Source organism: Actinomyces gaoshouyii (genome assembly GCF_002076915.1).
Classification (GTDB): Bacteria; Actinomycetota; Actinomycetes; order Actinomycetales; family Actinomycetaceae; genus Actinomyces; species Actinomyces gaoshouyii.
Map to the genome: position 1 here is coordinate 1,451,152 of NZ_CP020468.1, position 24,816 is coordinate 1,475,967.

21 protein-coding genes are annotated in these 24,816 nt (G+C 72.4%); 4 read left to right on the forward strand and 17 right to left on the reverse strand.

The window, feature by feature from the left end; translation table 11 throughout:
* Positions 1-113: 113 nt before the first annotated feature.
* The 13 genes from B6G06_RS05940 to B6G06_RS06000 form a co-directional block, all read right to left on the reverse strand.
* Positions 114-419: a DUF2469 domain-containing protein gene (locus B6G06_RS05940; protein WP_080462970.1), complete on the reverse strand. Its 306-nt coding sequence runs from the start codon at positions 417-419 to the stop codon at positions 114-116.
* 98 nt (positions 420-517) lie between these two features.
* Positions 518-1,228, reverse strand: a complete 711-nt coding sequence (locus tag B6G06_RS05945) for a ribonuclease HII (RefSeq protein ID WP_081171465.1) — start codon at positions 1,226-1,228, stop codon at positions 518-520.
* A gap of 3 nt (positions 1,229-1,231) precedes the next feature.
* Entirely contained in the window at positions 1,232-2,143 is a 912-nt protein-coding gene (lepB, locus tag B6G06_RS05950) for a signal peptidase I (RefSeq protein ID WP_081171467.1), read from the reverse strand.
* 111 nt (positions 2,144-2,254) lie between these two features.
* The gene (gene rplS, locus B6G06_RS05955) at positions 2,255-2,602 is read right to left on the reverse strand and encodes a 50S ribosomal protein L19 (protein WP_080462967.1); all 348 of its coding nucleotides are present in this window, start codon (positions 2,600-2,602) and stop codon (positions 2,255-2,257) included.
* Between the two features lie 234 nt (positions 2,603-2,836).
* Entirely contained in the window at positions 2,837-3,613 is a 777-nt protein-coding gene (lepB, locus tag B6G06_RS05960; protein WP_081171469.1) for a signal peptidase I, read from the reverse strand.
* Positions 3,610-5,100, reverse strand: coding sequence for a tRNA (guanosine(37)-N1)-methyltransferase TrmD (gene trmD, locus B6G06_RS05965; RefSeq protein WP_081172232.1), 1,491 nt, complete (start codon positions 5,098-5,100; stop codon positions 3,610-3,612). The genes lepB (B6G06_RS05960) and trmD overlap by 4 nt, the downstream gene beginning before the upstream one ends.
* Positions 5,093-5,707 (reverse strand): ribosome maturation factor RimM, encoded by a 615-nt coding sequence (gene rimM, locus B6G06_RS05970; protein WP_081171471.1) that lies wholly within the window; start codon positions 5,705-5,707, stop codon positions 5,093-5,095. The genes trmD and rimM overlap by 8 nt, the downstream gene beginning before the upstream one ends.
* 111 nt (positions 5,708-5,818) lie before the next feature.
* Positions 5,819-6,697, reverse strand: a complete 879-nt coding sequence (locus B6G06_RS05975) for a hypothetical protein (RefSeq protein WP_081171473.1) — start codon at positions 6,695-6,697, stop codon at positions 5,819-5,821.
* Positions 6,681-8,336, reverse strand: coding sequence for an N-6 DNA methylase (locus B6G06_RS05980; RefSeq protein WP_081171476.1), 1,656 nt, complete (start codon positions 8,334-8,336; stop codon positions 6,681-6,683). The genes B6G06_RS05975 and B6G06_RS05980 overlap by 17 nt, the downstream gene beginning before the upstream one ends.
* Before the next feature lie 126 nt (positions 8,337-8,462).
* Complete coding sequence (locus B6G06_RS05985) at positions 8,463-9,407, reverse strand: aldo/keto reductase (protein WP_081171478.1); 945 nt, start codon at positions 9,405-9,407, stop codon at positions 8,463-8,465.
* A 139-nt stretch (positions 9,408-9,546) separates the two neighbouring features.
* Positions 9,547-9,783, reverse strand: a complete 237-nt coding sequence (locus tag B6G06_RS05990) for an RNA-binding protein (RefSeq protein ID WP_080462961.1) — start codon at positions 9,781-9,783, stop codon at positions 9,547-9,549.
* 1 nt (position 9,784) lies between these two features.
* Positions 9,785-10,240, reverse strand: a complete 456-nt coding sequence (gene rpsP, locus B6G06_RS05995; RefSeq protein ID WP_080462960.1) for a 30S ribosomal protein S16 — start codon at positions 10,238-10,240, stop codon at positions 9,785-9,787.
* Positions 10,241-10,508: 268 nt separating this feature from the next.
* Positions 10,509-12,062: an alanine/glycine:cation symporter family protein gene (locus B6G06_RS06000; RefSeq protein WP_240494026.1), complete on the reverse strand. Its 1,554-nt coding sequence runs from the start codon at positions 12,060-12,062 to the stop codon at positions 10,509-10,511.
* A gap of 197 nt (positions 12,063-12,259) precedes the next feature.
* On the opposite strand from B6G06_RS06000, the gene B6G06_RS06005 reads away from it, so the two are divergent.
* From B6G06_RS06005 to B6G06_RS06020, 4 genes are read left to right on the forward strand one after another with little or no spacing between them, the layout of a single operon-like run.
* Complete coding sequence (locus tag B6G06_RS06005) at positions 12,260-13,276, forward strand: ABC transporter ATP-binding protein (RefSeq protein ID WP_081171480.1); 1,017 nt, start codon at positions 12,260-12,262, stop codon at positions 13,274-13,276.
* A gap of 51 nt (positions 13,277-13,327) precedes the next feature.
* Positions 13,328-14,161, forward strand: a complete 834-nt coding sequence (locus B6G06_RS06010; RefSeq protein WP_081171482.1) for an ABC transporter — start codon at positions 13,328-13,330, stop codon at positions 14,159-14,161.
* Complete coding sequence (locus B6G06_RS06015) at positions 14,158-15,360, forward strand: sensor histidine kinase (protein WP_081171484.1); 1,203 nt, start codon at positions 14,158-14,160, stop codon at positions 15,358-15,360. Before B6G06_RS06010 ends, B6G06_RS06015 begins: the two co-directional genes overlap by 4 nt.
* A 2-nt stretch (positions 15,361-15,362) precedes the next feature.
* On the forward strand, positions 15,363-16,013 hold the full coding sequence (locus tag B6G06_RS06020; protein WP_081171486.1) for a response regulator transcription factor: 651 nt from the start codon (positions 15,363-15,365) through the stop codon (positions 16,011-16,013).
* 748 nt (positions 16,014-16,761) lie between these two features.
* Here the strand turns inward: B6G06_RS06020 and ffh are convergent.
* From ffh to B6G06_RS06040, 4 genes are all read right to left on the reverse strand, one after another.
* Positions 16,762-18,459 (reverse strand): signal recognition particle protein, encoded by a 1,698-nt coding sequence (ffh, locus tag B6G06_RS06025; protein WP_081171488.1) that lies wholly within the window; start codon positions 18,457-18,459, stop codon positions 16,762-16,764.
* A gap of 129 nt (positions 18,460-18,588) precedes the next feature.
* Positions 18,589-19,461: a MerR family transcriptional regulator gene (locus B6G06_RS06030; protein WP_240494027.1), complete on the reverse strand. Its 873-nt coding sequence runs from the start codon at positions 19,459-19,461 to the stop codon at positions 18,589-18,591.
* Positions 19,462-19,693: 232 nt separating this feature from the next.
* The gene (ftsY, locus tag B6G06_RS06035; RefSeq protein WP_080462953.1) at positions 19,694-20,893 is read right to left on the reverse strand and encodes a signal recognition particle-docking protein FtsY; all 1,200 of its coding nucleotides are present in this window, start codon (positions 20,891-20,893) and stop codon (positions 19,694-19,696) included.
* Positions 20,894-20,926: 33 nt separating this feature from the next.
* Positions 20,927-24,769 (reverse strand): chromosome segregation SMC family protein, encoded by a 3,843-nt coding sequence (locus tag B6G06_RS06040; RefSeq protein WP_081171492.1) that lies wholly within the window; start codon positions 24,767-24,769, stop codon positions 20,927-20,929.
* Positions 24,770-24,816 lie beyond the last annotated feature (47 nt).

Below are 24,816 nucleotides of genomic sequence, written 5' to 3' on the forward strand. Positions count from 1 at the left end.
ACCCGCACGCGGCGGCCCCGGTGGTTCCCGGCGCATGGTGGCGCGAGGGCAGCGCGCGGACCTCGGGCGCACCGCCCCGGGCCCGAGAACCGTCGCCGCGAGGGGTCAGGCGCTCATGAGGGGATCTTCATCTCCGGCTTGGACAGCTCCTCGACATTGACGTCCTTGAAAGTGACCACGCGCACGGACTTCACGAAGCGGGAGGAGCGGTAGATGTCCCACACCCACGCGTCCTCCAGGCTCAGCTCGAAGAACACCTCGCCGCCGTTGGTGCGCACCTGGACGTCCACGGAGTTGGCCAGGTAGAAGCGGCGCTCCGTCTCGACGACGTAGTCGAACAGGCCCACGACGTCCCGGTACTCCCGGTACAGGTCGAGCTCCAGATCGTTCTCGTATGCCTCAAGGTCCTCTGCACTCACCGGGCCATCATGCCCGCCACCGCCGCCCGGACGCGAGAGGCGGGCGGGTTGCGTCGCCCACCCACGACTCCCTGCGCCCGGGCGGCGGGCGCGGGGAGTCAGCCCAGCCCGGGCAGGCGCCAGCTGCGGCGGTGCTGCTCGCAGGCGCCGAGCGCGGCCAGGCCTGCCTGATGCGCAGCCGAGCCGTAGCCCTTGTTGGAGGCCCAGCCGTAGCCGGGGTCGGGCAGGGCGGACATGATCGCGTCGCGCTCGACCTTGGCGAGCACGGAGGCGGCTGCGACGACGGCGCAGCTGGCGTCGGCCTTGACGCGCATGACGACGCCGGGGATGTCCTCGCCGGGGATCGCAGGACCGTACTCGCGGCAGAGCGCGATCGGATCCGGCTGGTCGAGGGAGGACAGAAGGTCCCCGGCGGGAGGGGTCAGCCAGTTCGTGGCGCCGTCGAGGATGATGACGCCGGGCAGGTGCCCGCGCTCACGGACCTGGGCCAGGGCCCGCCGCCCGGCCAGGCGCAGGGCGGCGGCGATGCCGAGGGCGTCGATCTCGGCCGGTGAGGCGTGGGCGATGGCGTGGTCGGTGAGCCATGCGGCGCAGGGGGCTGTGAGGGCCTCGCGCCGGGAGGCGCTGAGCATCTTGGAATCGGCCAGCCCCTCGGGGAAGGCGCCAGCGGTACTCCGGGAGACAACCGCGAGGCCGACGGTGACGGGGCCGGCCAGCGCGCCCCTGCCGACCTCGTCGAGGCCGCCGACGAGCTCGTGGTCCCTCAGGAGCGAGGTCTCGAGAGCGCGGTCGGGTCGGGTGCGCGACATGGGTCAGGCCGCGCGGACCATGCCCGCGGGCGCATCCTCCCGGAGGGCGACGGCCGCGGCGGTGGTGGTGGCTGCGAGCGGGTCAGCGGCGGGGACCTCCTTGAAGGCCTCGCGCCCACCGGCCAGCGTGCCCCAGTGGGAGAAGGGCCAGACGATCCCCTTGGCCACGCCCACGACGTCGGTCAGGGGCAGGGCGCCTCCATGGGCGTCAGAGGTGTGGAATCGGGAATCGGCGGAGTTGGAGCGGTTGTCCCCCATGACCCACACGCAGCCCTCGGGCACGACGACGTCGAAGGGCGTGGTGGACGGCGAGGTCCCCGGCCGGAGGTAGGGCTCATGGATCTGGACGCCGTTGACGGTCAGGCCGCCGTGGCCGTCGGCGACGACGCGGTCCCCCGGCATCCCGATGACGCGCTTGATGAGGTGGTGCCCGGAGCCCTCGGGCAGGAGGCGGATCGCGATGGCGAAGTCGCGCAGCGCGCCCCTGAAGCCCGTGGGATCAGTGGTATCGAGCCAGGAACCGGGGTCGCGGAAGACGACGATGTCCCCGCGCCGCAGGTCCTTAGAGTCGTACATGGTGACGGCCACGCGGTCCCCGTTGACGAGGGTGGGCTCCATGGAGGCCGAGGGGATCTCGAAGGTCTGGACGACGAAGGACTTGATGAACGCCGAGCCGGCCAGGACAACGACGACGACGATGAGGCTCGAAAGCAGGCGCCGCCAGCGGCTGGAGGCCGAGGGCGTGGGGGCCGAGTCGGCCAGGCGCGTGCCGGTGGCGTTGGCGACCGGCTGGCGGGGAGGGATGGCGGGGGGAAGGGAGAGGGGGGAGTTTCCGCCCTCCTGGTGGGGCTCCTCGTCCTCGGGGTCATCCTGGGAGGCGCCCAGGACGATGATCGGCTGGCGCTGATCGGTCACAGGGCCTCCTCTCGATGATCGTGGTGGCGGACGTTGACGGGGCGGCGCCATGCGCCGGATGGACTCAGCGCCCGGGGCTCGGGGCCCCGGGCGCTTGAGGGAGAAGCGGGATCAGGCCTCCCGGCGCTCCTTGATCTTGGCGGCCTTACCGCGCAGGTTGCGCAGGTAGTACAGCTTGGCGCGGCGCACGTCACCGCGGGTGACGACCTCGATCTTGTCGATCGAAGGGGTGTGCACCGGGAAGGTGCGCTCGACGCCAACGCCGAAGGAGATCTTGCGGACCGTGAAGGTCTCGCCGATGCCACCGCCGTGACGGGCGATCACGACGCCCTGGAAGACCTGGACGCGGGAGCGATTGCCCTCAACGACCTTGACGTGCACCTTGACGGTGTCGCCGGGGCGGAAGCTGGGGATGTCGTCGCGCAGCGACTTGGCGTTGATCTCGTCGATCAGGTTCATTGTTCTCTCCTGCGCACGTGCCACTGGTCATGAGCGCTTGATAAGTGGGGCCGCACCGTCCCGTGAGGATGGGGCCGCCCCGGAGCGTGTGCCCGACGGGTCCTGCGATGCTGGGCCCTCCCCAGTGGCGGAGGCGCCCCGAGTCCCGTGGGCGGGCCCAGTCTGCCACAGGGCCGCGGGGCGCGGCGATGAGGCCCATGCCCAAGTGCGCGACCTCACGCGGTGCCCGCGGCGTCAGGAGGCGGTGGGCACGCCGGAGAAGGCCTCCTCGCCGTCGGTCAGGCTTCCCCAGCGGGAGATGGGCCAGGCCACGCTCTTGGCGACGCCGACGACGTCGTCGAGCGGCACGAAGCCCCCGTTGGCATCATCCTGGTGGTAGCGCGAGTCCTCGGAGTTGGAGCGGTTGTCTCCCATGACCCAGACCTTCCCCGGCGGGACGACGACGTCGAAGGCGAGCTCGGAGGGGGCCCGGCCGGGTTTGATGTAGGGCTCGTGGATCGGCGTCCCGTTGACGGTGATGGGGCCGATGCCGTCGGCGACGACATGGTCCCCCGGCATCCCGATGACGCGCTTGATGAGGTAGTCGCCAGTGCGGTCGGGCAGCAGGCGCACGGCCACGAGGGCGTCCCGGAAGAGGCCCGCGAGGCCGGTGGGCTGGGGATCGTTGAGCCAGTCATCGGGGTCGGCGAAGACGACGATATCGCCGCGGCGGATATCGGTGGCATCGTACGTGGTGACGACGACCCTGTCGCCCTTCTTGAGGGTATTCTCCATGGAGCCGGACGGGATGATGAAGGACTGGGCGACATAGGTCTTGAGCAGGGCGGCGCCGATGATGCCGACGATGAGGAAGGCGACGACGATGAGGCGGCCGCGCCAGCGGTCGGCCCGGCTCCGCTCGGCGCCGTCGACCCCGTCAACAGCGTCGGCGCCCTCGGCGGTGTCGGCGGTCCCGGTCTCGGCACCCGGGTCGGCTGGGGCGTCCTCGGCTCTGGTCAGCGCGTCGCTCATGCGTGCGGCTCCTTCCTGGGGTTGGGCTCGCCGGCGGGATCGAGGGTCAGGGACATGACGACGTCGCGGCAGGCGATTCCGCCCACCTCGTAGACGCGCTTGCCGCGCGGTCTGAAACCGGCGCGCTTGTAGGCCTTCTGCGCGCGCCTGTTGCCCTCATGGGTGCCCAGCCAGATCTCGGTAGCGCCGGCGCGGCCCGCACCGGCGAGGGCATGGGAGATGAGGACCGGGGCCAGGCCCGAGGCGCGCAGCCGGGAGTCGGCGTAAACCTTGGACAGCTCGGCCACAGCCCTGCCGCTGGCTGCGTCGGGCGCGGCGATGCCGGGCGGGCGGGCGTCGAGGCCCTCGGGAAGGGCGCCATCGGCGTCGCGGGCCTCGAGGAGGCTGACCGCGTAGCCGACGAGTTCACCGGGGGCGATCGGCTCGGCGTCGGAGTCAGCGGGCGAGCCCTCGGGCAGCTCCGCGACGGTGACACCGGCGCGCTCGTCGGCGATCCACTGGGCGAAGCGCTCGGGGCACAGGGCGCGGGAGATATGCGTGGCGATCTTCTCGGGGGGGAGGAAGGGCGGGCAGGCGTCCGGGAAGGTCCGCGCGGCCAGGGCGGCGAGGGCCTCGGCATCGTCGGGCTCGGCGGGGCGCAGGCGCATGGGAACGGGGCGTGGGGCCCCGGCGGGCACCACCCAGCCGTGGCGGGCGAGGGTAGTGCGGTCCTGGGAGTCGAGGGTGGCGGGATCCAGGGCGCGGATCATGTCGGGGCGCCGAGCGGCGGTGCGGGCCAGGGCCTCGTCGCGACGCGCGCGGGCGATGCGGGCATGGTCCCCGGAGAGCAGCACTTCGGGAGCGTCGAGACCCCGCCAGGCGACGGGGCGGGTGAGCGCCTCATGCTCGAGGAGGCCGGCGGCGCTGTGGGACTCCTCGAGGACGGAGGCGGGGTTGCCGACGACGCCCGGCAGGAGCCTGGCGATGGCCTCGATCATGACGATGGCGGCCGCCTCTCCCCCGTTGAGGACGTAGTCGCCGATCGACAGCTCACGCACCTCGAAGCCGCGCGCCGCGTAGTGGCGGGGCACCCGCGAGTCGATGCCCTCGTAGCGCCCGCAGGCCACGACGAGGCGGTCGGCCCGGGCCAGGTCCTCGGCGGTGCGCTGAGTGAAGACCTCCCCGGCGGGGGTGGGGATGAGTAGGACGGCGCGGCCCGCCCCGGGTGCCTCGGGGCCCCCAGCGAGGACGGCGTCGAGGGCCTCCCCCCACACATCGGGCCTCATGACCATGCCGGCGCCGCCGCCGAGCGGGGTGTCATCCACGGTTCGGTGGCGGTCGTGCGCCCAGTCGCGCAGGTCGTGGATGCGCAGATCGATGAGGCCGTCCTCTCGGGCGCGCCCGATGAGGGACAGATCCAAGACATCGAGGAAGGCCGGGAAGATGCTGACGATGTCGATGCGCGTCCGCTGGGCTCGCGAGGGGAAGACCCCGCTCGTCTCAGTCATGATGAGCGCCATCGACGGCCTCCCCGGCGCTGCGAGTGGCGCGGGAGCCCGAGGTCCCCGCGGTGTCCTCGCTGACCTCTGCGGCGCCCAAGTCCGGGAAGAGGCCTCCGGGCGGGTCGATGACGACCAGGCCGGCCTCGAGGTCGACCTCGGGCACGAGCGCCTCGACGAAGGGGACCGCGACGCGCTGCCCACTGGGCGTGGTGATGATGAGACGGTCCTGGGCGACGCCGGGCTCGAGATCGGTGACGGCGCCGAGCCCAGTGCCGTCGACGCGGCGCGCGGTCAGGCCCACGAGCTCGTGGCGGTACCAGGCGTCGTCGTCCTCGTCCTCGGGCTCGGTATCGGTGTCGATGAGGAGGCGGTGGCCCCGCAGGGCCTCGGCGGCGGTGCGGTCGGGGGCCTCGGCGAAGGCCGCGAACCAACGGGTGCCGTCGAAGCGCAGGCGCTCCACGGTGAGGTCGGCGGCCGGTCTCCCAGAACGGTCCTGGGTGGCCAGGACGGCGCCGGGGGCGAGGCGGCCCTCTGGGTCGTCGGAGCGGATCTCCAGGCGGACCTCGCCCTTGAGGGCATGGGCGGGGCCGATGATGGCGACGGTGAGCTGCACCTGGTCTCCTGGGTGGGCGTGGGTCGGCGGCGCGATCGATCCGCCGTGTCGGTGACCAACCTACCGCGCCGCTCGCCCTGGCCCTCGCGCAGGCGCGAGGAGGGGCGAAGGTCACTCCTCGAGCAGGAGGCGGCCCCGGCGACGCTCTCTCACGGTCCGATGGGAGGAGGCCGGGGCGGCGTCGAGAATGGCGGTGATCATCCTGTCCATGAACTGAGGGGCGCCGAGGTCGGCCGGGATCTCGTCGGCGAGGATCGACACCGCGCCGGATGGGCCGGCGTCATACATGAGGAGGCATGTGGCTGTGTAGCCGTTGCCGTCACCGCGGTCGCGGAGCTTGCGCATCATGTCGATCGCCCGCTCCAACTGGCTGGGCTCGGCGTCGATCGCCGAGGACAGCGCGAAGGCGAATCCCACGGCGGCCAGGGGGTACCTCGCACGCAGGTTGCCGGCGTCCCCATAGGCCTCCTCGAAGCGATTGGGGAGGTTCTTGCCGAAGGAGGAGCTCTGGGACTTCGTGGACAGGAGGAGCTCGGGCCCGGTGGACCAGGAGGACATGACGACGTCGACCTGCTTCGTGTACGCCCTGCCCAGGATGCTTGCGTCCTGGGGCGCGACGGCGCGCAGCCTGAGGAGCCTGGCCGTCAGGTCGTTCCTCAGAGCAGTCGGTAGGCGCTCGAGGAGCGCCTTGAGGTCAGTGGGCAGCACTCGTGGATCACTCGCTCGTGGCCACACCGAATCCGGGTCGAAGCCCGCGCGGCGGAACTCGTGGGCGAACCACGCATCGAGGCCCTTGCCGAGGAGGCCGGTCTGCGTGGAGGCGCTCTCGCTCACGGGGATCGTGAGGATGCTCCCCAGGAGATCGAGATCCGGGAGGTAGACGCGGCCCCCGACCCCGTCATGGCGCCAGGGCGACTCGCAGGACGCGGCCCGGATGAGGTCGTCGTAGCGGGCGACGCCGCGGGGGCCGGTCTCAGCGCTGCTGGGCATGGTCGACTCCTCTGCCTCTGGCCGCGCGCCTCGCCGCCAGGTAACGGCGGGTCCGACGGATCTCCTCCAGCCCGCTGTCGCCGATCAGGGCGCCCAGCCCGAGGGCCTCATCGACGACGCACCGGGCGGCTGCGGCCTCGCCCTGGTCGACCAGCTCCAGGACCCGCGGCAACGCCCGCTCGAGTGGTTCGGCGGCGCTGCGCACCACGTCGAGACTGGGGACCGGCAGATCGCGGGCCTCGCGGGGCTCCAGCTTGAGCAGGCCTCCCCCATAGGCGCGCCCCGTGTACTCCGCGCCGAGCGCGGTGGCGGAGTTATGCGCGGCCAGGGCCAGCAGGCGTGGCGGGATCCCCGAGGCGTCCGGCGCCAGGACGAGCCCGTGGACGGAGTTCAAGTGCGCCGCCCCGGCCTCGTTCGCGCACAGGGCGACGCTGTCCGCGTTCATGTAGGTGACGAGCAGATCGGCGACAGGCGGCCTGGGAACGCGCCACCAGGGGGACCTCACCCGGCACTTGTAGGCCTCGGAGACTCCGGCGAGCTCTCCGGCCCGAATATACCGGGCGCCCGCGGGCGAAGGAGCGCCGGGCGGCGAGAACAGGAGGGTCCGCGCGCCGCTGTCCCCCAGGGCGCTGAGATCGGCGGCGCTGAGCCGCAGGCGGCGCAGATGGCGCGAGCCGGGAGGGCTGAGGGGGACGACATCGCGCCCAGTGAGACCGAGCTCGTCAGAGCGCTGCGGGCTCAGGGCGAAGTACTTGTTGGCACCGGTGACCGCCCCGAGGGTGAGCCGCCCCCATCCCGAGAGGCGCCCGAACGCCTGAGAGTCAATGATCTCCTGGTGGGAGGGGCAGGCGGCCAGCGCCGGGGTCCACTTGTCACCGGGCAGGGCCGGAGTCCATGTGCTCACGGCTCGCGAGGTGGCGAGGTCGGCGAGGCTCTCCACCTGCATGACCTCGAAGGAGTCGGATCCGCCTCCGTCAGGGCGGTAGCCATCAGCGAGCAGGAGCAGCACTTCCTCCTGGACATCGGGGAAGACCCTCGCGGCGAACAGGACGAGCCTGACCCGCTGGAAGGAGCGCAGCAGGTAGGAGCGCACCTCGGCGGCGTAGTTGACGCTGAGCAGCTCGGCGGGCAGGACGAGTCCGAGCCTCCCGCCGACCACCAGGTGGGTGGTGGCGACGACGGTGAAGGCCGCCCACGAGGAGGCGAGCGCGGTCAGGCGCGCGCCCGCTGCGAGGGCCGCCTCGGCGCCCTTCAGGCGAGCGCTGCCACTGAAGCCGTGGTAGCGGATATAAGGGGGATTCCCGATGACCGCGTCCACGGCGGCCCCACGGTAGTCGAAGAAGTCGCTCACCGTCAGCGCGGCCTCGATGCCCTGTGCGCGCAGCGCGTCGGCCGCCCGGCGCACCGAGCCCTCGTGAAGGTCGACGCCCATCAACTGGGCCGCGCGCGGGTCCCCACCGAGCTCGGCGATGCGGCGCGCCGCCGCGGTCAGGAATACAGCCTCGCCGCAGGAGGGCTCGAGGACGGAATCGCTGGCGCCCCGGATCGCCCAATCGGCGATGAAACGCGCCAAGGAGGGCGGAGTGAAGAAGGCCCCGCGCTCCTTCCTGGACTCACGAGGATCCACGTAGGTCTGCATGGTCGTAGTCTGCCCGCCCGCTCCGACACGAATAGTGGACACTTGGCGCGCCGAGCCTAGCAGCGCGGGTGGTGCCCGGAGGGCGCTGCGCCGACTCGGCCCCTCCCGCGGACCGCCGGAGCTGTCTCAGGCGACGGCGTCGGACAGGCGCGTGAGGCGATCGGCCTCCTCGGGGGCCAGGACGAGGTCGAGCGCGGTGGTGATGGCCGGGAGCTGGGCGAGCGAGCGAGCGGAGGCCAGGGGCGCGACGACACCGGGGCGGTCGCGCAACCAGGCGAGAGCCACGGAGGCCGGCTCCACGCCGTGGGCGGCGGCGATCTCGACCACGGCGTCGACGACGTCGAAGCACTCAGGGCGCAGATAGTCCGCGACCATTCCGGAGCGAGCGCCGGTGGGCATCTCATCGCGCCGGTACTTGCCGGCGAGGAATCCCGCGGCCAGGGAGAAGTACGGCACGAGGCCGAGGCCGTGCCGGGCGGCCACCCCGCCGCGACCGCCGGGGCCCTCGACGTCACCGCGGTGCAGGAGGTTGTAGTGGGGCTGGAGGGCGACGGGGGCGGCTGCGCCCTGCTCGGCGGCGAGCGCCATCCACTCCTCGATGCGCTCAGGGGCGTAGTTGGACAGGGCGACGTGGCGGATCTTGCCGGCCGCGCGGATCTCCTCGAACACGGCGACGGTCTCGCCCAGGGGCACGACGGGGTCGTCGAAGTGGGCGTAGTAGAGGTCGATGGCCTCGACTCCCAGGCGTCCCAGGGACTCATCGACGGCGAGGCGCACGTTGTCAGGGGCCAGGCCCCTCCGGTCGGGCTTGGTGGAGACCTTGGTGGCGATGACGAGATCGTCGTGGTGGCCCCGCGCGCGCAGCCAGGAACCGATGATGGTTTCCGACTCCCCGCCGCGGTTGCCGCTCGCCCAGTGGGAGTAGCCGTCGGCGGTGTCGATGAAGTTGCCCCCGGCCTCCACATAGGCGTTGAGCACGGCGTGGCCGGTGGCCTCATCGGCGGTCCATCCCAGGACGTTGCCGCCGAATCCGATCCTGGCGACGTCGAGGTCCGAGTCCCCTATGCGCATGAGTCTGTCTCCTTCGTCGAACCGCGTGAGGTGGCCCGGATGGGGCCGGTGAGAGGCACAACGCCGTTGCCCGGCCCTCCATTCCTGAAGGGCCGGGCAACGGGTTGGGAGATGCGCAGACCTCTCGGCCGCTCCGTGCTCAGCGGCGGTCGGTGTCGACGACGTCGACGCGCACCGGCGAGTCCGCCAGCGCGCCCACGACCGTGCGCAGGGCCCGGGCGGTGCGGCCCGAGCGGCCGATGACGCGACCGAGGTCCTCGGGGTTCACGCGCACCTCGAGGAGGTCGCCGCGGCGCAGCGACCGGGGGGTGACGGTGACGTCATCGGGATTGTCGACGATCCCGCGAACGAGGTGCTCGAGCGCGTCGGCGAGCATGTCAGGCCTCCTCGGAGGGGACCTCGGGAGCGGAGTCCCCGGAGGACCCCTCCGCGGCCTTGGCCTCGGCGTCGGCCTTCGCCTTGGCGGCGGCGGCCTTGCGCTTCTCGGCGTCGTCGGAGACGGCCTTGACGGCGGCCTCCTTGGCGGCCGCAGCGGCCGCAGCGTCCTTGACCTTCAGACGGCCCTCGGCGCCGGGCAGGCCCTTGAACTTCTGGTAGTCGCCCGTGATCTTGAGCAGGTTGAAGACGGTGTCGGAGGGCTGGGCTCCCACGCCGAGCCAGTACTGGACCCGCTCGGAGTCGATGCTGATGAGCGAGGGCTCCTGCATCGGGTCGTAGAGGCCGACCTCCTCGATGACACGGCCGTCGCGCTTCTTGCGGGAGTCGAGGACGACGACCCGGTAGAAGGGGGCGAACTTCTTGCCCATGCGCTTGAGGCGAATCTTGACTGCCACTTGGTTGAACTCCTGGTTCTGGATGGTTTGGCCCGCGCCGATCCCCGGTGGGGTCAAGCAACGGTTTCCGGCGGGAGCCGAGACGCGAGGGCGCAAGGGAGAGGGGCCTCGCGCGCTCGAGTGCACAGGGGATTGTGCCAGATGCCGCCAAGAGGCCGCCACCGCGAGCGCCACCGACCAGCGGTGGCGTGGTGCGAGATCGCCCACAGGGCGCTCCGCCAGAGCGGGCCCGATGCCCCGGGGCCCGTGGGCGAGACTCCGGGGCCGCTCAGGCCTCCTCGTCGAGGCTGGCCACGCGCGCGGCGGCCTTGTCCGCCGTCCAGATATCGCCGTCGAGGTCCGCGGGCAGGCCGGCGCGCTCGGCGACGAAGGCCGGCTCGGCGACGCCATCGGATCGCTGGCGGTCGTAGTCGCGCAGAACGGCGAAGACCCAGCGGCTCAGCCAGAGCACGGCCACGAGGTTGAGGATGGTCATGAGGGCGAGGGCGACGTCGGCCATCACCCAGGCCAGGTCGAGGGCGACGACCGCGCCCAGTCCCGTAGCCGCCGTCATCGCCAGGCGCAGCGCCACGCCGGTGCGGCGCCCGCCGCCGAGATAGCTGAGGTTGACCTCCGCGAAGTTCGAGTAGCCCAGCACCGAGGAGTAGGCGAAGGTCGCCACGACGAAGGTCATGAACCAGACGACCCACCCGCCGGGCAGGGCGTCGGCCAGGGCGTGCTGGACGAGCGTGGTCTCGGCCCACTCGGGCTCGACCCCCGGGGTGTAGATCGAGGGGGCGGCCAGCAGCACGGTCAGGCCAGTGGCGGTGCAGATGATGATCGTGTCGATGAAGACGCCGAGGGACTGGATGAGTCCCTGGACCACGGGGTGGGCGACGTCGGCGGTGGCCGCGCCGTTGGGCGAGGAGCCCTGGCCCGCCTCGTTGGAGAACAGGCCGCGCTTGGTGCCGTTGAGGAAGGTGGCGAACAGACCCCCGCCCACGCCGGCCAGGCCCGGCCGCAGGCTGAAGGCGCCGGCGATGATATCCCCGAAGACCCCGGGAACCCTGGGCAGCGAGACGATGATGACGACGGCGACCACGGCGATGTAGGCCAGGGCCATGAGGGGCACCAGCCACTCGGTCACCTTCGCCACGAAGCGCATCCCGGCCAGGAGGATCGGGGCGGTCACCAGCATGAGGACGATCGCGGTGGCCGTGGTGGACACGTGGTGGGAGGAGTCGAGGGTGGCCGCGATGGTGTTGGACTGGACCATCGGGAAGATGAGCCCGTAGGAGAAGATGAGCATGAGCGCGAAGACGACGCCCATCGCCCGGCCGATCCCGCCGCGCCCGGCGAGGGCCAGGCCCCGCTGCATGTAGTAGGCGGGCCCGCCCCGGAAGATGCCGTCGGCGTTGCGGACCTTGAAGACCTGGGCGAGTGTGGACTCGGCGAAGGATGTGGCCATGCCGAGCAGGGCGACCACCCACATCCAGAACAGGGCGCCGGGCCCGCCCATGGTGACCGCCAGGGCGACGCCGGCGATGTTGCCGGTGCCCACGCGCCCGCCCAGGCCGATGACGAAGGCCTGGAAGCTGGAGAGGGATCCGCGCTGGTGGCGCGAGCGCAGGACCAGGCGGAGGCTTCGGGTGAAGAGGCGCAGTTGAACGCCGCGGGTGCCCAGGGTGAGGAAGAGCCCGGCGCCGAGCAGGATCCACACGAGGATCTTGCCCGACACGAAGCCCTCGAAGGCCCCCAGCGACTCGGTGAGCCGCTCGGCGAGAGGCTCGTCCGAAGCCGCGGGGAGGGCCGCCGGGAGGGCGATGGGCATGGCGATGGGCATGAGGGGTCCCGTCAGTCCGGTTCCGGGTGAACCCCGTGAGACTAGCCGAGACCGTGAAACGCCGCGTTCTCACGTCCGGCCCTCGGCTGGCGCGGGGAAGGCCGCCGGGAGACGGTCCCGCCCCCGTGACATCTGTCATCGGCGGATGGTGACAGCTCTCAGTACCCGGCATCGCCCATCGCTCCGACCATGGGGCCATGGTGCAGCACATGACGGGCGGCCCAGGCGCCCTGAAACCCTCCGGTCACTCGCCCGCCCCGGGCCCGCTCGCCGAGAGGAACGCGCAGCCCCCGGCCGTCGAGGTAACCGGCCTGGTCAAGATCTTCGGGCCAGTGCGCGCCGTCGACGGTATCGACCTGCACGTGGCCCCCGGCGAGGTCGTGGCCTTCCTCGGTCCCAACGGCGCCGGGAAGTCCACCACCCTGGACATCATCCTGGGCTTCTCCTCCCCCGATGCCGGGGCCGCCCGGGTCTTCGGCCTCACCCCCGCCCAAGCGGCCCGGGGGCTGCGCACCGGCGCGATCCTCCAGGAGGGTGGCCTCCTGCCCGACTACACGGTGGGCCAGACGATCCGCGCTGTGGCCGCCATGCGCGGAGCTCGCCACGATATTTCGTCCGTCCAGGAACTCTCCGGGATCTCCCCGATCCTGGGCCGGAGGGTGGCCAAGTGCTCCGGGGGCGAGCGTCAGCGCCTGCGCCTGGCCCTGCTGGGCAACCCGGATCTCATGGTGCTCGACGAGCCCACCGCCGGCATGGACGTCACCGCCCGCCGCTCCTTCTGGGCCGCGATCCGCGAGCGCGCCGCCGGGAACAAGGCGGTCCTCTTCGCCACGCACTACCTCCAGGAGGCCGCGGACTTCGCCGACCGGATCATCATCATCCACCACGGCCGGATCATCGCCTCGGGCTCGGTGGACGACGTGCGGGCGCTCGGCGAGGGCACCATTGTCACCGCCACCTGGCCCGGCATGTCCGGAGTGGCCGCGCTCGATGAGGCGCTGGCCGAGGTGCGCGCCTCGCTCCAGGACGTCGCGGTGCGCGGCGAACACGTCGAGCTGCGGACCACCGCGCCCGACGACGTCGCCCGCATCCTGCTGACCCGCACACCCGCCCACCACCTGGGGATCACGCCTCTCAGCCTCGACGATGTCTTCGCCGATCTCGTCGAGGACTCCGTGCCGGCCGGAGGAGCGTCCGCCCCTCCGGCGCGATAAGCGCTCGGGCACGCCCGTCCACGACCATCTCGACACCGCCCGGAGACCGCCATGAGAACTGAGACCAGCGCCGATACCAATACTAAAACCAGCACCGCGATCGACCCGGCCCCCTCGGAGCGCCCGAGCCCGATCCCCTACCTGCTCTGTGAGCTGCGCGCGACGGTCCTGAGGGCGGACACGATCATCTTCATCGTCATCATGCCGCTGGGCATGTACCTCCTGTTCGGGACCATGGCCTCCTACAGCGATATTGATGCGGACCGAGGCAATGTCAACGCCGTCATCATGGTCAATATGGCGGCCTTCAGCACCGCCATGGCGGCCACGACCATGGCGGGGAGTTGCGCCGTCGAACTCGCGGGGGGATGGGGTCGCCAGATGGGACTGACCCCCGGTGGAATGCGCACGTACTACCTGGTCAAATCCGCCGCTGCGGTTCTGCTGTCACTCGTACCGACCACCCTGCTCTTCACCACCGGGGCCCTCATGGGCGCACAGTGCGACAACCCGCTCGTCTGGCTGGGCTCGTACGCGGGCAGCCTGCTGCCGACGATCCCCTTCGCCCTGTACGGCCTGGCCATCGGCATGTGGTTCCCCTCCCAGGGGGCCGTGGGCACGGCCGCCGCCTCCGTGACGGTGTGGGCCTTCCTGTCCAACATCTTCATGCCGCTGTCCGGGACGCTGTTCACGATCGCGCACTACACGCCGCTCTACGGAGCCGCGACCCTCGCGCAGCGCCCCATCATGGGCGATGTCATCAACACGGCCTCGAGCATCGTCCACGAGAGCCCGTGGATCCAGGTCGCTAACCTCATGGCATGGACGCTTATCATCGCCACCGTCTGCCTGCTCTCCCGCCGCCGGGGAACGAGCCGGCGATGAGCGAGCGGGTGACGGGCCCCCTGGCCGCGACGCCGCAGGCGCCCAACTGGCGGGACTGGCGCTGGACCTGGCCCGGCGCGCCCGGATGGTGCGGCGTCGACTGGGAGGCCTCCATCTGGATCGGCTTCCTGCTACCGGGGATCGCCTTCCTCCTGGCGTCGCGGGCCCCGCTGTGGGCGAAGATCCTGGGGACCTCCGGCATGGCGGCCTTCGCGGTCATCTACGTGATCGAGGTCAGCCTTATCGCCAAGCGCGGTGACTTCTCCCGGCTCACCCCGGGCTCGGCACTGCGCGAGGAGTTCGCCCCTGCGATTCGTCCACTCATCCTCCTGGGACTCTGCGCGGTTGGGTCCACGATCGCGATCACCTGGTATTACGCGGTATTCCTGCCCTATTTCTGCGCAGTCGTCCTGTTCACCACCAGGTTTGGCACAGGTCTGGCGGCCAGCGCGGGAATGTGCCTGGCCGCCCTGGCCGTCGTCCTAGCGGCAGGCCCGGGTGAGTCGGGGCTCATGACACTCAGCTGCATCGCGTCGTCGGGATTCGTGGTCATCGCCCGCTCCTTCTCCGAGCAGGAGGTGCAGCGCGCCCAGCGGGCCCGCGCGGAGGCGGCGATGGCCGAGCGCGAGGAGATCGGCAGGAACGTGCACGACATCCTCGGGCACTCGCTCACCGTTCTCACCCTCAAAGCGGAAGTGGCCCAAAGGCTCCTGCACAGGGATCCCGAGGCGGCCGAACGCGAGCTCGCGGAGGTCATCGAGCTCTCTCGGGCCGCCCTGGCCGATGTGCGCTCCACCGTCACGCGCCTGCGCACCCCGGATCTGGCCAGTCAGATCGAGTCCTCGCGCACGGCTTTCAACGCCGCCGGCATCGACGCAGGGATCACCGGCGGCCCCGAGGACATCGCGCTGGGCCAGCGCGAGCTGGCCTCCTGGGCCCTGCGCGAGGCCACGACGAACATCCTCCGACACGCCGCGGCCACCCGGGTGAGGATCGCTCTGGCTCCGGGGCGGATCGTCGTGACGGACAACGGGCGGGGGATGGAGGGAGCCTCGCCCGGCAACGGGTTGCGGGGGCTGCGCCAGCGCCTGGAGGCAGCGGGCGGTGAACTGCTCCTGGCCAGCCCCGTGCCGTCACCGCCTGGATACGAGCCGGATGGAACGGGCGGACCGGGAACCGAGATGGAGGTCGTGCTGTGAGCATGGGGAACGCGGGGAGCACGGCGATCCCAGGGGCGGCGGCCAGGGGCATCCGCCTGCTCATCGCCGATGACCAGGCGCTGGTGCGCGGGGCGATGTCCACTCTGCTGGGGCTGGAGGCGGATCTGGAGGTGGTGGCGCAGGTGGGCACCGGCAACGAGGTAGTGGCGGCCGCCCGCGAGCATGGCGCCGATGTAGCACTGCTGGATATCGATATGCCCGATGGCGACGGCCTGGCCGCCGCCGCCGCGCTGGCAGCCTCCGGGCTGGCCTGCCGCAGCCTCATCGTGACGACCTTCGGGCGGCCGGGGTACCTGTCGCGGGCGCTGGAGGCCGGGGCGAGCGGCTTCCTGGTCAAGGACACTCCCCCGGAGCAGTTGGCGGACGCGATCCGCCGCATCCATTCAGGGTTGCGGGTCATCGACCCGACCCTGGCCCAGGAGTCGGTGCTCCTGGGCCCCAATCCACTCACCGAGAGGGAGAAGGAAGTGCTGCGCCTGGCCGCCCGGGGCGATGACGCCCACGGGATCGCGGCGGGACTGCATCTGGGCAAGGGGACGGTGCGCAATTACCTGTCCAGCGCGATCGCCAAGACCCACGCGCGCAACCGCACCGAGGCGGCCCACACCGCCGAGCGCAACGGCTGGCTGTAGGAACGGGTGGTTGAACGGGTGGTTGTCGGAGCAGCCGGCAGCCTCCCCAGCATCGAGTTCGTGCTGTTGGTGACGAGCTCGTCCTCTACCCGCCGCCCTCGACGCGGGGCCCGGGGTTGTGGAGGCGCCCCGGGGACGTGGACTGGCGGTGGGGTTGCCGACGCGCCCCGGGGACGCATCCACAACCCCCGCGCACGTCGGCAACCAGGCGCCGGCGTACCCGACCAGACACCCCGACCAACAGACAACACCCGACGAGCCGGCGGGTGCGGCCTGGGCGCCCACGGAGGCGCCAGCGGCGCATCCCGCACTGAACGGCACGGTGCTATTCGCGCCCATTGGTGCGTCCTGCCCGCACCAGTGGGCGCGAGCAGCACCACCCGGTGGAAGCCCCCACCAATCGGCGCAGCCCCCGTCTCATACCACGGTCTGAAGCCGCCTCTGCGCCCTCCGCCACGGCAGCAGAGGCAGCAGAATTGACGCAGCGATCGCCGCCACTCGCCACCCAGCGGTCCGGGGCACGGGCATGATCCGTCGGTCGCTCAGCGCCTCGCAGGCCCTCGCCGACATAGAGGACGCGGCCGGAGCCGGGACACGGGAGCACGAGCGTCCATGACGCCGACAACGCGGCCCCCGCGGAGGCGGAGGGCCCCGCGCCACCTACGGGGGCGCGTCGCCGGGGCCCGGGTACCAAGGGCGGGATCGAGGCCCTCAGCACCTGAGTCCGCGGGCCGCTACCCCGCCGGCCTCAGAGCCCGAGACGGCGTCGCAGGTCCTCGGGGAGCGCTGCCATGGCGTCGGCGACGTCATCGCCACCGGAGACAGCGGCCTGCTGGGACTGCGCAGGGGCGGCCTGCTGGCCCGGCATGATGCCGTAGCCGCCGGCAGTACTGCCGGTACTGCCCGCGCCCGCTTGGCCCAGCCCGAAGGAGGATCCGGCCACCGGCGCGGCGGGCGCATCCTGGGCCCCCCGCGCGGTCTGCCTGGCCTGGCGCGCCGCCTTGGCGGGGTTGCCGGAGCGGCCCTTCTTGCCGCCCTTGCCCTTCTTCTTGGCCTTGGGCGCCTGGCGGGCCTTGGAGTGCTTGCCCATGGACGGCAGCGACCCCATTCCGGGCATTCCACCCGGGCCGCCGGCGCCTCCCATGCCGCCCGACGCCATGGCCTCCATCATCTTCTTGGCCTGCTCGAAGCGGTCGACGAGCTCGTTGACCGCCTGGACGGTAGTGCCCGAGCCCTTGGCGATACGGCTTCGGCGCGAGCCGTTGAGGATCGTGAGGTCCTTGCGCTCGGCGGGAGTCATCGAGCAGACGATCGCCTCGATGCGGTCCACCTCGCGGTCGTCGAATGCCTCGATGGCCTCGCGCATCTGCCCCATGCCGGGCATCATGCCCAGCAGCTTCTTCATCGAGCCGAGCTTGCGGATCTGGCGCAGCTGGGTGAGGAAGTCGTCGAGGGTGAACTCGCCCTTGGCGAGTTTGGCGGCGGCGTCCTCGGCCTCCTTGGCGTCGAGGGTCTTCTCCGCCTGCTCGATGAGGGTGAGCAGGTCGCCCATGTCGAGGATGCGGCTGGCCATGCGGTCGGCGTGGAAGCGCTCGAAGTCGTCCAGGCCCTCGCCGGTGGAGGAGAACAGGACCGGGGCGCCGGTCACCCCGCGCACGGACAGGGCCGCGCCACCGCGGGCGTCTCCGTCGAGCTTGGAGAGCACGACGCCGGTGAAGCCCACGCCGTCGCGGAAGGCCACCGAGGTGTTGACGGCGTCCTGCCCGACCATCGCGTCCAGGACGAAGAGGATCTCGTGGGGGGCGACGGCGTCGCGGATGCGGATCGCCTGATCCATCATCTCCGCGTCCACGCCCAGGCGGCCGGCTGTGTCCACGACGACGACGTCGTAGCCCTTGGCGCGAGCCTGCTCGACACCGCTGGCGGCCACCTGAACCGGGTCGCCGACGCCGTTGCCGGGCTCGGGGGCCCAGATGTCCACGCCCGCGCGCTCGGCGACGACGCCGAGCTGTGTGACGGCGTTGGGGCGCTGGAGGTCGGAGGCCACGAGCAGGACGCGCTTGCCATCGCCCTTGAGCCAGCGCCCGAGCTTGCCGGCGAGCGTCGTCTTACCGGCGCCCTGGAGGCCGGCGAGCATGATGATCGTGGGGCCGCGGTCAGCCCAGTTGATCTCGCTGGTGGCACCGCCCAGGACCTCGATGAGCTCGTCGTTGACGATCTTGATGACCTGCTGGGCGGGATTGAGCGCCTGGGAGCGGGCGGCGTCGACGGCCTTCTCGCGCACGGCGGCGGTGAAGGCGCGCACAACGGGCAGGGCGACGTCGGCCTCAAGGAGGGCGCGGCGGATCTCGGTGACGGTCGCCTCGACGTCGGCCTCGGTCAGGCGGCCCTTGCCGCGCAGTGAGTTGAAGGAGGCGGTGAGCCGGTCGGAGAGGTTGCCGAACACGGGGGTCCTTCCTGGGGCGCGGACGCGCCGGTCGGGGGTGCGGGCCCGAGCGGCATGGCGCCACCCGGACTCCGCGTTGCTGCCGCCCAGGATAGCGGCCAGGGCAAGCGCGCTCCCCCACCCCGCGCGTCACTCCCAGGTGACCGAGCCCGGGTCCACCCCCTGGGCGAGGGCGGATGCGTCGATGATCTCCTTGATCCAGGCCGCCAGCCCCTTCTCCTCAGCATCGTAGTGATCGGTGAAGCGCTGATCGTCGACGTAGCCGCGGGCGATGAGCACCTGCTTGGGCACGGTCACATCGAACCAGCGGTTCAGCTCCTCCCGGTGGCGCTCGGCCAGGGCATTGGCCTCCTGACTGCCGGGAGCGACACCGCGGCGCATGGCATCGGCGAGATCGGCTTCCAAGCGCTTGGCCTCATCGGCCGCCCGCTGCCAGTCGTCCAGTGTCATGGCGGCTTTGCGCCGCTCGGACTCCGCCCAATCGTCGGTGCCGCCCCAGCGTTCCTCGGCCTGCGCGGCGTACTCCTCGCTCCACTGGCCGTGCCAGGCCCGGGCCCGCTCGGCCCCGCTCATGTGATTTCCCATGGTCTCTGCCTCCATCATGGTGTCGATGACGCGGACCATCCGCGTCAGGCGGGAGATCCGCTCGGACAGGAGGCGGCGCTGCTCCACCAGGTGCTCGGCGGCCGTCGCCGGGGCGCCGTCAAGCAACTCGCCGATCGCGGCCAGGCCCATGCCGGTCTCGCGGTAGACGAGGATCTGCTGGGCGCGGTCGAGGTCGGCGTCGCTGTAGAGGCGGTATCCGGACCAACTGCGTCCTGAAGGGGTGAGCAGGCCGATGGCGTCCCAGTGGTGGAGCGCGCGCACGCTCACGCCCAGCAGCCGCGCGGCGGCGCCGACCGTGCAGTCGTCCCCTCGCGCGGGGGCCTCGGCTGCGGCCGGCATCGGAGTCGGCGTCGGGCGCTGGGGAAGAGCGTCATCCATGCCCTGAGGATCTCTCATGCGGCGCAGCCTGTCGCCTCACACCGCGTGAGGGTCAAGCAGTGGCCCGCAACCAGGCGAGGACGGCGCGGAAGGGGTGGTCGTCGTGCGGGCGAGGGGTAGCCGACCCCGCCGGACTCTTCGGCGAGCAGGTCGCGCGCGTGGTCGAGGCGCTTCCCGAGAACGAGGCGACGGGAGCTCGCGGACCCTCCTGCGGGCGCGGGAGTGAGGAGGCGAGCGCCGGTGCTCGCCCTCAGGCCAGGAGGGCGTCAACGAAGCCCTCGGGATCGAAGGGGGCCAGGTCGTCAGCGCCCTCACCCAGGCCGACGAGCTTGACGGGCACTCCGAGCTCGCGCTGGACGGTGACGACGATGCCGCCCTTGGCGGTGCCGTCGAGCTTGGTGAGCACGATGCCGGTCACGCCCACGGCCTCGGAGAAGACCTGGGCCTGTCGCATGCCGTTCTGGCCGGTGGTGGCGTCCAGGACGAGGAGGATCTCGCCGACGGGGGCGATCTTGCCCATGACGCGCTTGATCTTGCCGAGCTCGTCCATGAGGCCGGCCTTGTTCTGGAGGCGCCCGGCGGTGTCGATGAGGACGACGTCGGCGTTCTGGTCGGCGGCCTTGCGCACGGCGTCGAAGGCGACGGAGGCGGGGTCGGCGCCCTCGCGCTCGGAGCGGACGACCTCCACGCCCACGCGCCGGCCCCACGTGGACAGCTGCTCGGCGGCGGCGGCGCGGAAGGTGTCGGCGGCGCCCATGACGACGGTCCTGTCCTGGGCGACGAGGACGCGGGCGAGCTTGCCGCAGGTGGTGGTCTTGCCGGTGCCATTGACGCCGACCATGAGGATCGCGGCGGCGGGCTCGGCGCCCGCGGGCAGATCGGCGCTCTCGGCAGCCGCGGGCCGGGCGAGGTTGAGGGAGCGGTCCATGGTGGGGTCGACGAGCTCGAGGAGCCCGGAGCGCAGGACGCCGCGGATGGCCTCGGGGTCGGAGGTTCCGAGCACCTTGGCCTGGGTGCGCAGCCCGTCCATGAGCTCCATGGTCACCTCAACGCCGAGGTCGGAGGTCAGCAGGGTGTCCTCGATCTCCTCCCAGTCGGACTCGGACAGGTCGCCGCGGGACAGGACCGACAGGATGGCCTTGCCGAAGCCCCCGGAGCCGGCCAGGCGGGCGCGCAGGCGCTGCATGCGCCCGGGGATGGACTCGGGCCGCTCCAGGGTGGCGACGGCGCCCCCGGCGCGCTCCCCGGCCTCAGGGGCCTCGCCGGGGGATTCGGTCCCCGCCCCCGCCTCCTCGGGTCTGGCGGTGGGAAGGGCCTCCTCGCGATCCAGGGGCTTGTGGGGGCTGACCTCGGGGGGTACGCGGCCGCGGCGGCGGCCGGAGACGAGCCAGAGCCCTCCCGCCAGGGCGAGGACGGCGAGGACGGCAATCACGACGAGCATCGGGTCCATGCCCCCATCATGCCCGATGCCCCGCGCCCCGTGTCAGCCCCCAGTGCCCTCATCGCCGTCGGCGCCCCGTTTGCGCGCCAGGCGCTGGGAGACGGCCTGGGTGATGCCGTCGCGCATGGTGATGCCGTAGAGGGCGTCGGCGACCTCCATGGTGCGCTTCTGGTGGGTGATGATGATGAGCTGGCTGGACTCGCGAAGCTCGGTGAAGATCTCCAGCAGGCGCCCCAGGTTCGTGTCATCGAGGGCCGCTTCCACCTCGTCCATGACGTAGAAGGGCGAGGGACGCGCTTTGAAGATCGCGATGAGCAGGGCGACCGCCGCCAGGGATCGCTCCCCGCCGGAGAGCAGGGAGAGGCGCTTGACCTTCTTGCCCGCCGGCCGCGCCTCGATCTCGATGCCCGTGGTGAGCATGTCGCCCGGGTCGGTGAGCACGAGGCGGCCCTCGCCGCCGGGGAAGAGGCGGTCGAACACGGAGGCGAACTCACGGGCTGTGTCCTGATACGCGGAGGTGAAGACCTCCTGCACGCGCGCATCGATCTCCTCGACGATGTCCAGCAGGTCCGCGCGCGAGCGCTTGAGATCGGCGAGCTGCTCGGCGAGGAAGCGGTGGCGCTGCTGCAGCGCGGCGTGCTCCTCGAAGGCCAGGGGGTTGATCTTGCCCAGGCGGGCGAGGTCGCGCTTGGCACGGGCCAGGCGCTTCTCCTGCTCGGCGCGCGCGTAGGGCCGCCCGGGGCGGGCCCTCGGAGTCCGCGAAGCGCGCTGCGCGTCGGTCCCCTCCCCCGGCTCGGCGGCCTCCGGTTCAGAGGCGCCCGGCGGCTCTGACGGGCCCGGCGCCGGCTCGGCGTCGTCCTGCTCGATCTCGGGGACGGGCATATGAGGTCCGAACTCCTCCACCAGGGGATCGAGCTCGAGCCCGAGCTCGGTCAGCGCCCGCTCGGCCAGGGCCTCCAGGCGTGTGCGGTGCTCGGCGCGGGCGATCTCCTCCCGGTAGGCGGCGTCGGTGAGCGCGGCGATCTCCTTGGTGAGGCGGTCGATCTCATCGCGGACCTCCCGGGTGGCCTCCAGGGACTCGGTGCGCTCCGCCTCGACGGCGGCCCGCCGCTGCGCCGCCTCGGCGGCCCACTCGCGGCCCGCCTCGGCGGAGCGCCGGGCCTCATCGCGCACCCGCTGGGCCACGAGGAGCTGCCGCGCCCGGCGCTCCCGGGCGCGCTCGGCGGCCGCTCGGGACTCGCGCTCGCGCCGGGCGGCCAGGCGCAGGGACTCGGAGCGGCCCCGCCCGGAGCGCTCGCGCTCCTCGGCGGTGCGAAGGGCGAGACGGGCATCGGTCTCGGCGGCGCGGGCGGCGGTGGCCGCCTCGGCCGCCTCATCGCGGCGCGCCCGGGCTGCCTCAATGGCCGCCTCGGCGTCCACCGGCGCCCCTGACCCGCCGCCCTCCTCGCCGTCGGGGGCGCCCGGGCCGGGGGCCTGCTCGATCTCGGCCAGGGCGGTGGAGGCGGCGGCGAGCTCGGCGGCGCGCCGGGCGGTCTCCTCCTCGGCGCGCTCGAGGGCGCGCCTGGCTCGCCCGGCCTCCTCGGTGGCCGCATGGGCGGCGGAGGCGAGGCGGGCCAGGGCCTCGGCCTCGCGGGCGGCCTCGGCGTCGGCGCGGCGCAGCTGCTCCAGGGCGGCGGTGAGGCCGCCTCTGCAGGCCTCCTCGGCCTGGCGGGCCTCTACCAGGGCCGTCTCCGCCGCCTCCTGGGCCTCGCGGGCGGCCTCGGCCCGACTGGCGGCCTCGTCATGGGCGGCGGCGAGCTCCAGGACGCTGGCCGAGCCGCGCCCGCCTCCGCCGGCCCATCCGGGGGCCAGGATGTCACCGTCGCGGGTGACGACTCTGGCTCGCGGGTCGGCGACGCGCGCCGCGGCGCCGGTCTCGAGATCGGGCACGGCCCACGCCCCGGCGAGCAGGCGATCGAACGCGGCCTGGAGGCCGGAGCGCTGCGCGGTACCCGCCTGGATGGTGACCAGGCCCCTGGCGGGGACAGCGCCCTCCACCGGGGGTACGGGCCGAGACCGGTCGATATCACGATCGAGACCGGGCCCGCCCCCCTCCACCGGGGGCTCGGGCGCATCCGAGGCCCCGTCGTCGCCGTCAGTCCCCTCCTGGGCGATGATGAGCCGGATCGCCCCGGCCTCGGCCCTGCGGGCGTGCTCCAGGGCGGCGATGGCCGTGGCCTCGTCGGCGGCCAGGGCGGCTGCGGCCAGATCCCCGAGAAGCGCGGCGATGGCGTTCTCCCAGCCCTTCTCGATGCTCAGGTGCTCGGGCAGCGGCCCGAGCAATCCCTCCAGGCCGGCCTCGGCGAGCTCAGCGGTGGCGTCCTCCGCCCGCAGCGACAGTGCCAGGGCGTCGCGGCGGGCCGCCCAGGTGGCCTGCTCGGAGACTGCCTGGGAGCGGGCCTCGGTCGCGGCGGCGAGTGCGTCGCGCGCGGAGGCGAGGGCCGCCGTCGCCGCCTCGTGGCGAGCAGTGGCCTCCACCTGCTCGGAGCTGGCGCTCCCCGGCGCGTCCTCTTCCGCGGCGGCGGCGCCACCGGCCCCGGGGGCGGCCTCCTCCAGAGCGGCCTGGGCGGCGGCCCGCCGCTCCTCCGCGGCGACCAGGGCGATGCGGGCCTGCTCTCGGGCGGCAATGGCGGCCTCGTGGCGGGAGCGCGCGGAGGCCAGACGGCCGCCTGCGCGCGCCACCCTCTCCCGATGCTCGGCCTGGCTGCGTTGAAGGGCGGCGAGCGCACTCTCGGCGGTGCTCTGCGCGGCCTCGGCCTCCACCCGCTCCTGGGTGGCGGCGGCCAGCGCGCTACGGGTCGACTCGATCCGCTCAGCGAGCTCGGCCTCCTCGACGGCGGCGGCCTCAGCGCGCCGGTCCAGCTCCTCGGGGTCGGTGCCGAAGGACGGCTCGGGCGCGTTGGCCAGGCCCCTGACACGCTCGGCGGCGACGTCGGCGAGCGAGGAGAGCTGCTGGGCGGCACCGGCGAGGTTCTCCCACACCTGGGTGGCGGCGGCGAGCCTGCGCCCGGCGCCCGCCTCGACCTCGGCGAGCCCGGCCAAGCGATCGCGGGCGGCCTTCTCGGCCTCCTCGGCGGCGGTGCGGCGCGCGGTCACGGCGGCCGTGTCCTCCTGGCCGGCCTCGAGAAGCTGCTGGACAGCAACAACATCGTCGGCGAGCAGCCGGGCGGTGGCGTCGCGGACCTCGATCTGGATGGTGCGGGCGCGGCGGGCGACGGCGGCCTGCTTGGCCAGGGGCCCGAGCTGGCGGTGGAGCTCGTTGGCCAGGTCGGCGACGCGCGCGAGGTCGGCTGCCATGGAGTCGAGCTTGCGCAGGGCGCGCTCCTTGCGGCGCCGGTGCTTGAGGACGCCGGCGGCCTCCTCGATGAAGCCGCGGCGATCCTCTGGGGTGGCGGCCAGAACGGCGTCGAGCTGGCCCTGGCCGACGATGACGTGCATCTGGCGCCCCAGGCCCGTGTCGCTCAGGAGCTCCTGGACATCGAGGAGGCGGCACTGGGCGCCGTTGATCTGGTACTCCGAGCCACCGCCTCGGAAGAGCGTGCGGGTGATGGTCACCTCGGAGTAGTCGATGGGCAGGGCGCCGTCGGCGTTGTCGATGGTCAGGGAGACCTCGGCGCGCCCAAGCGCGGGCCTCGACCCGGCGCCGGCGAAGATGACATCGGCCATGGTGCCACCGCGAAGATTCTTGGCGCCCTGCTCTCCCATGACCCAGGTCAGGGCGTCGACGACGTTGGACTTCCCCGAGCCGTTGGGGCCGACGACGGCGGTGATGCCCGGTTCCAGGCGCAGCGTGGTTGACGAGGCGAAGGACTTGAAGCCCTTGATCGTCAACGTCTTGAGATGCACGACCCCACGATACCGTCCGCCGTGGACCGTCGTCCGAGGAGGCCGAG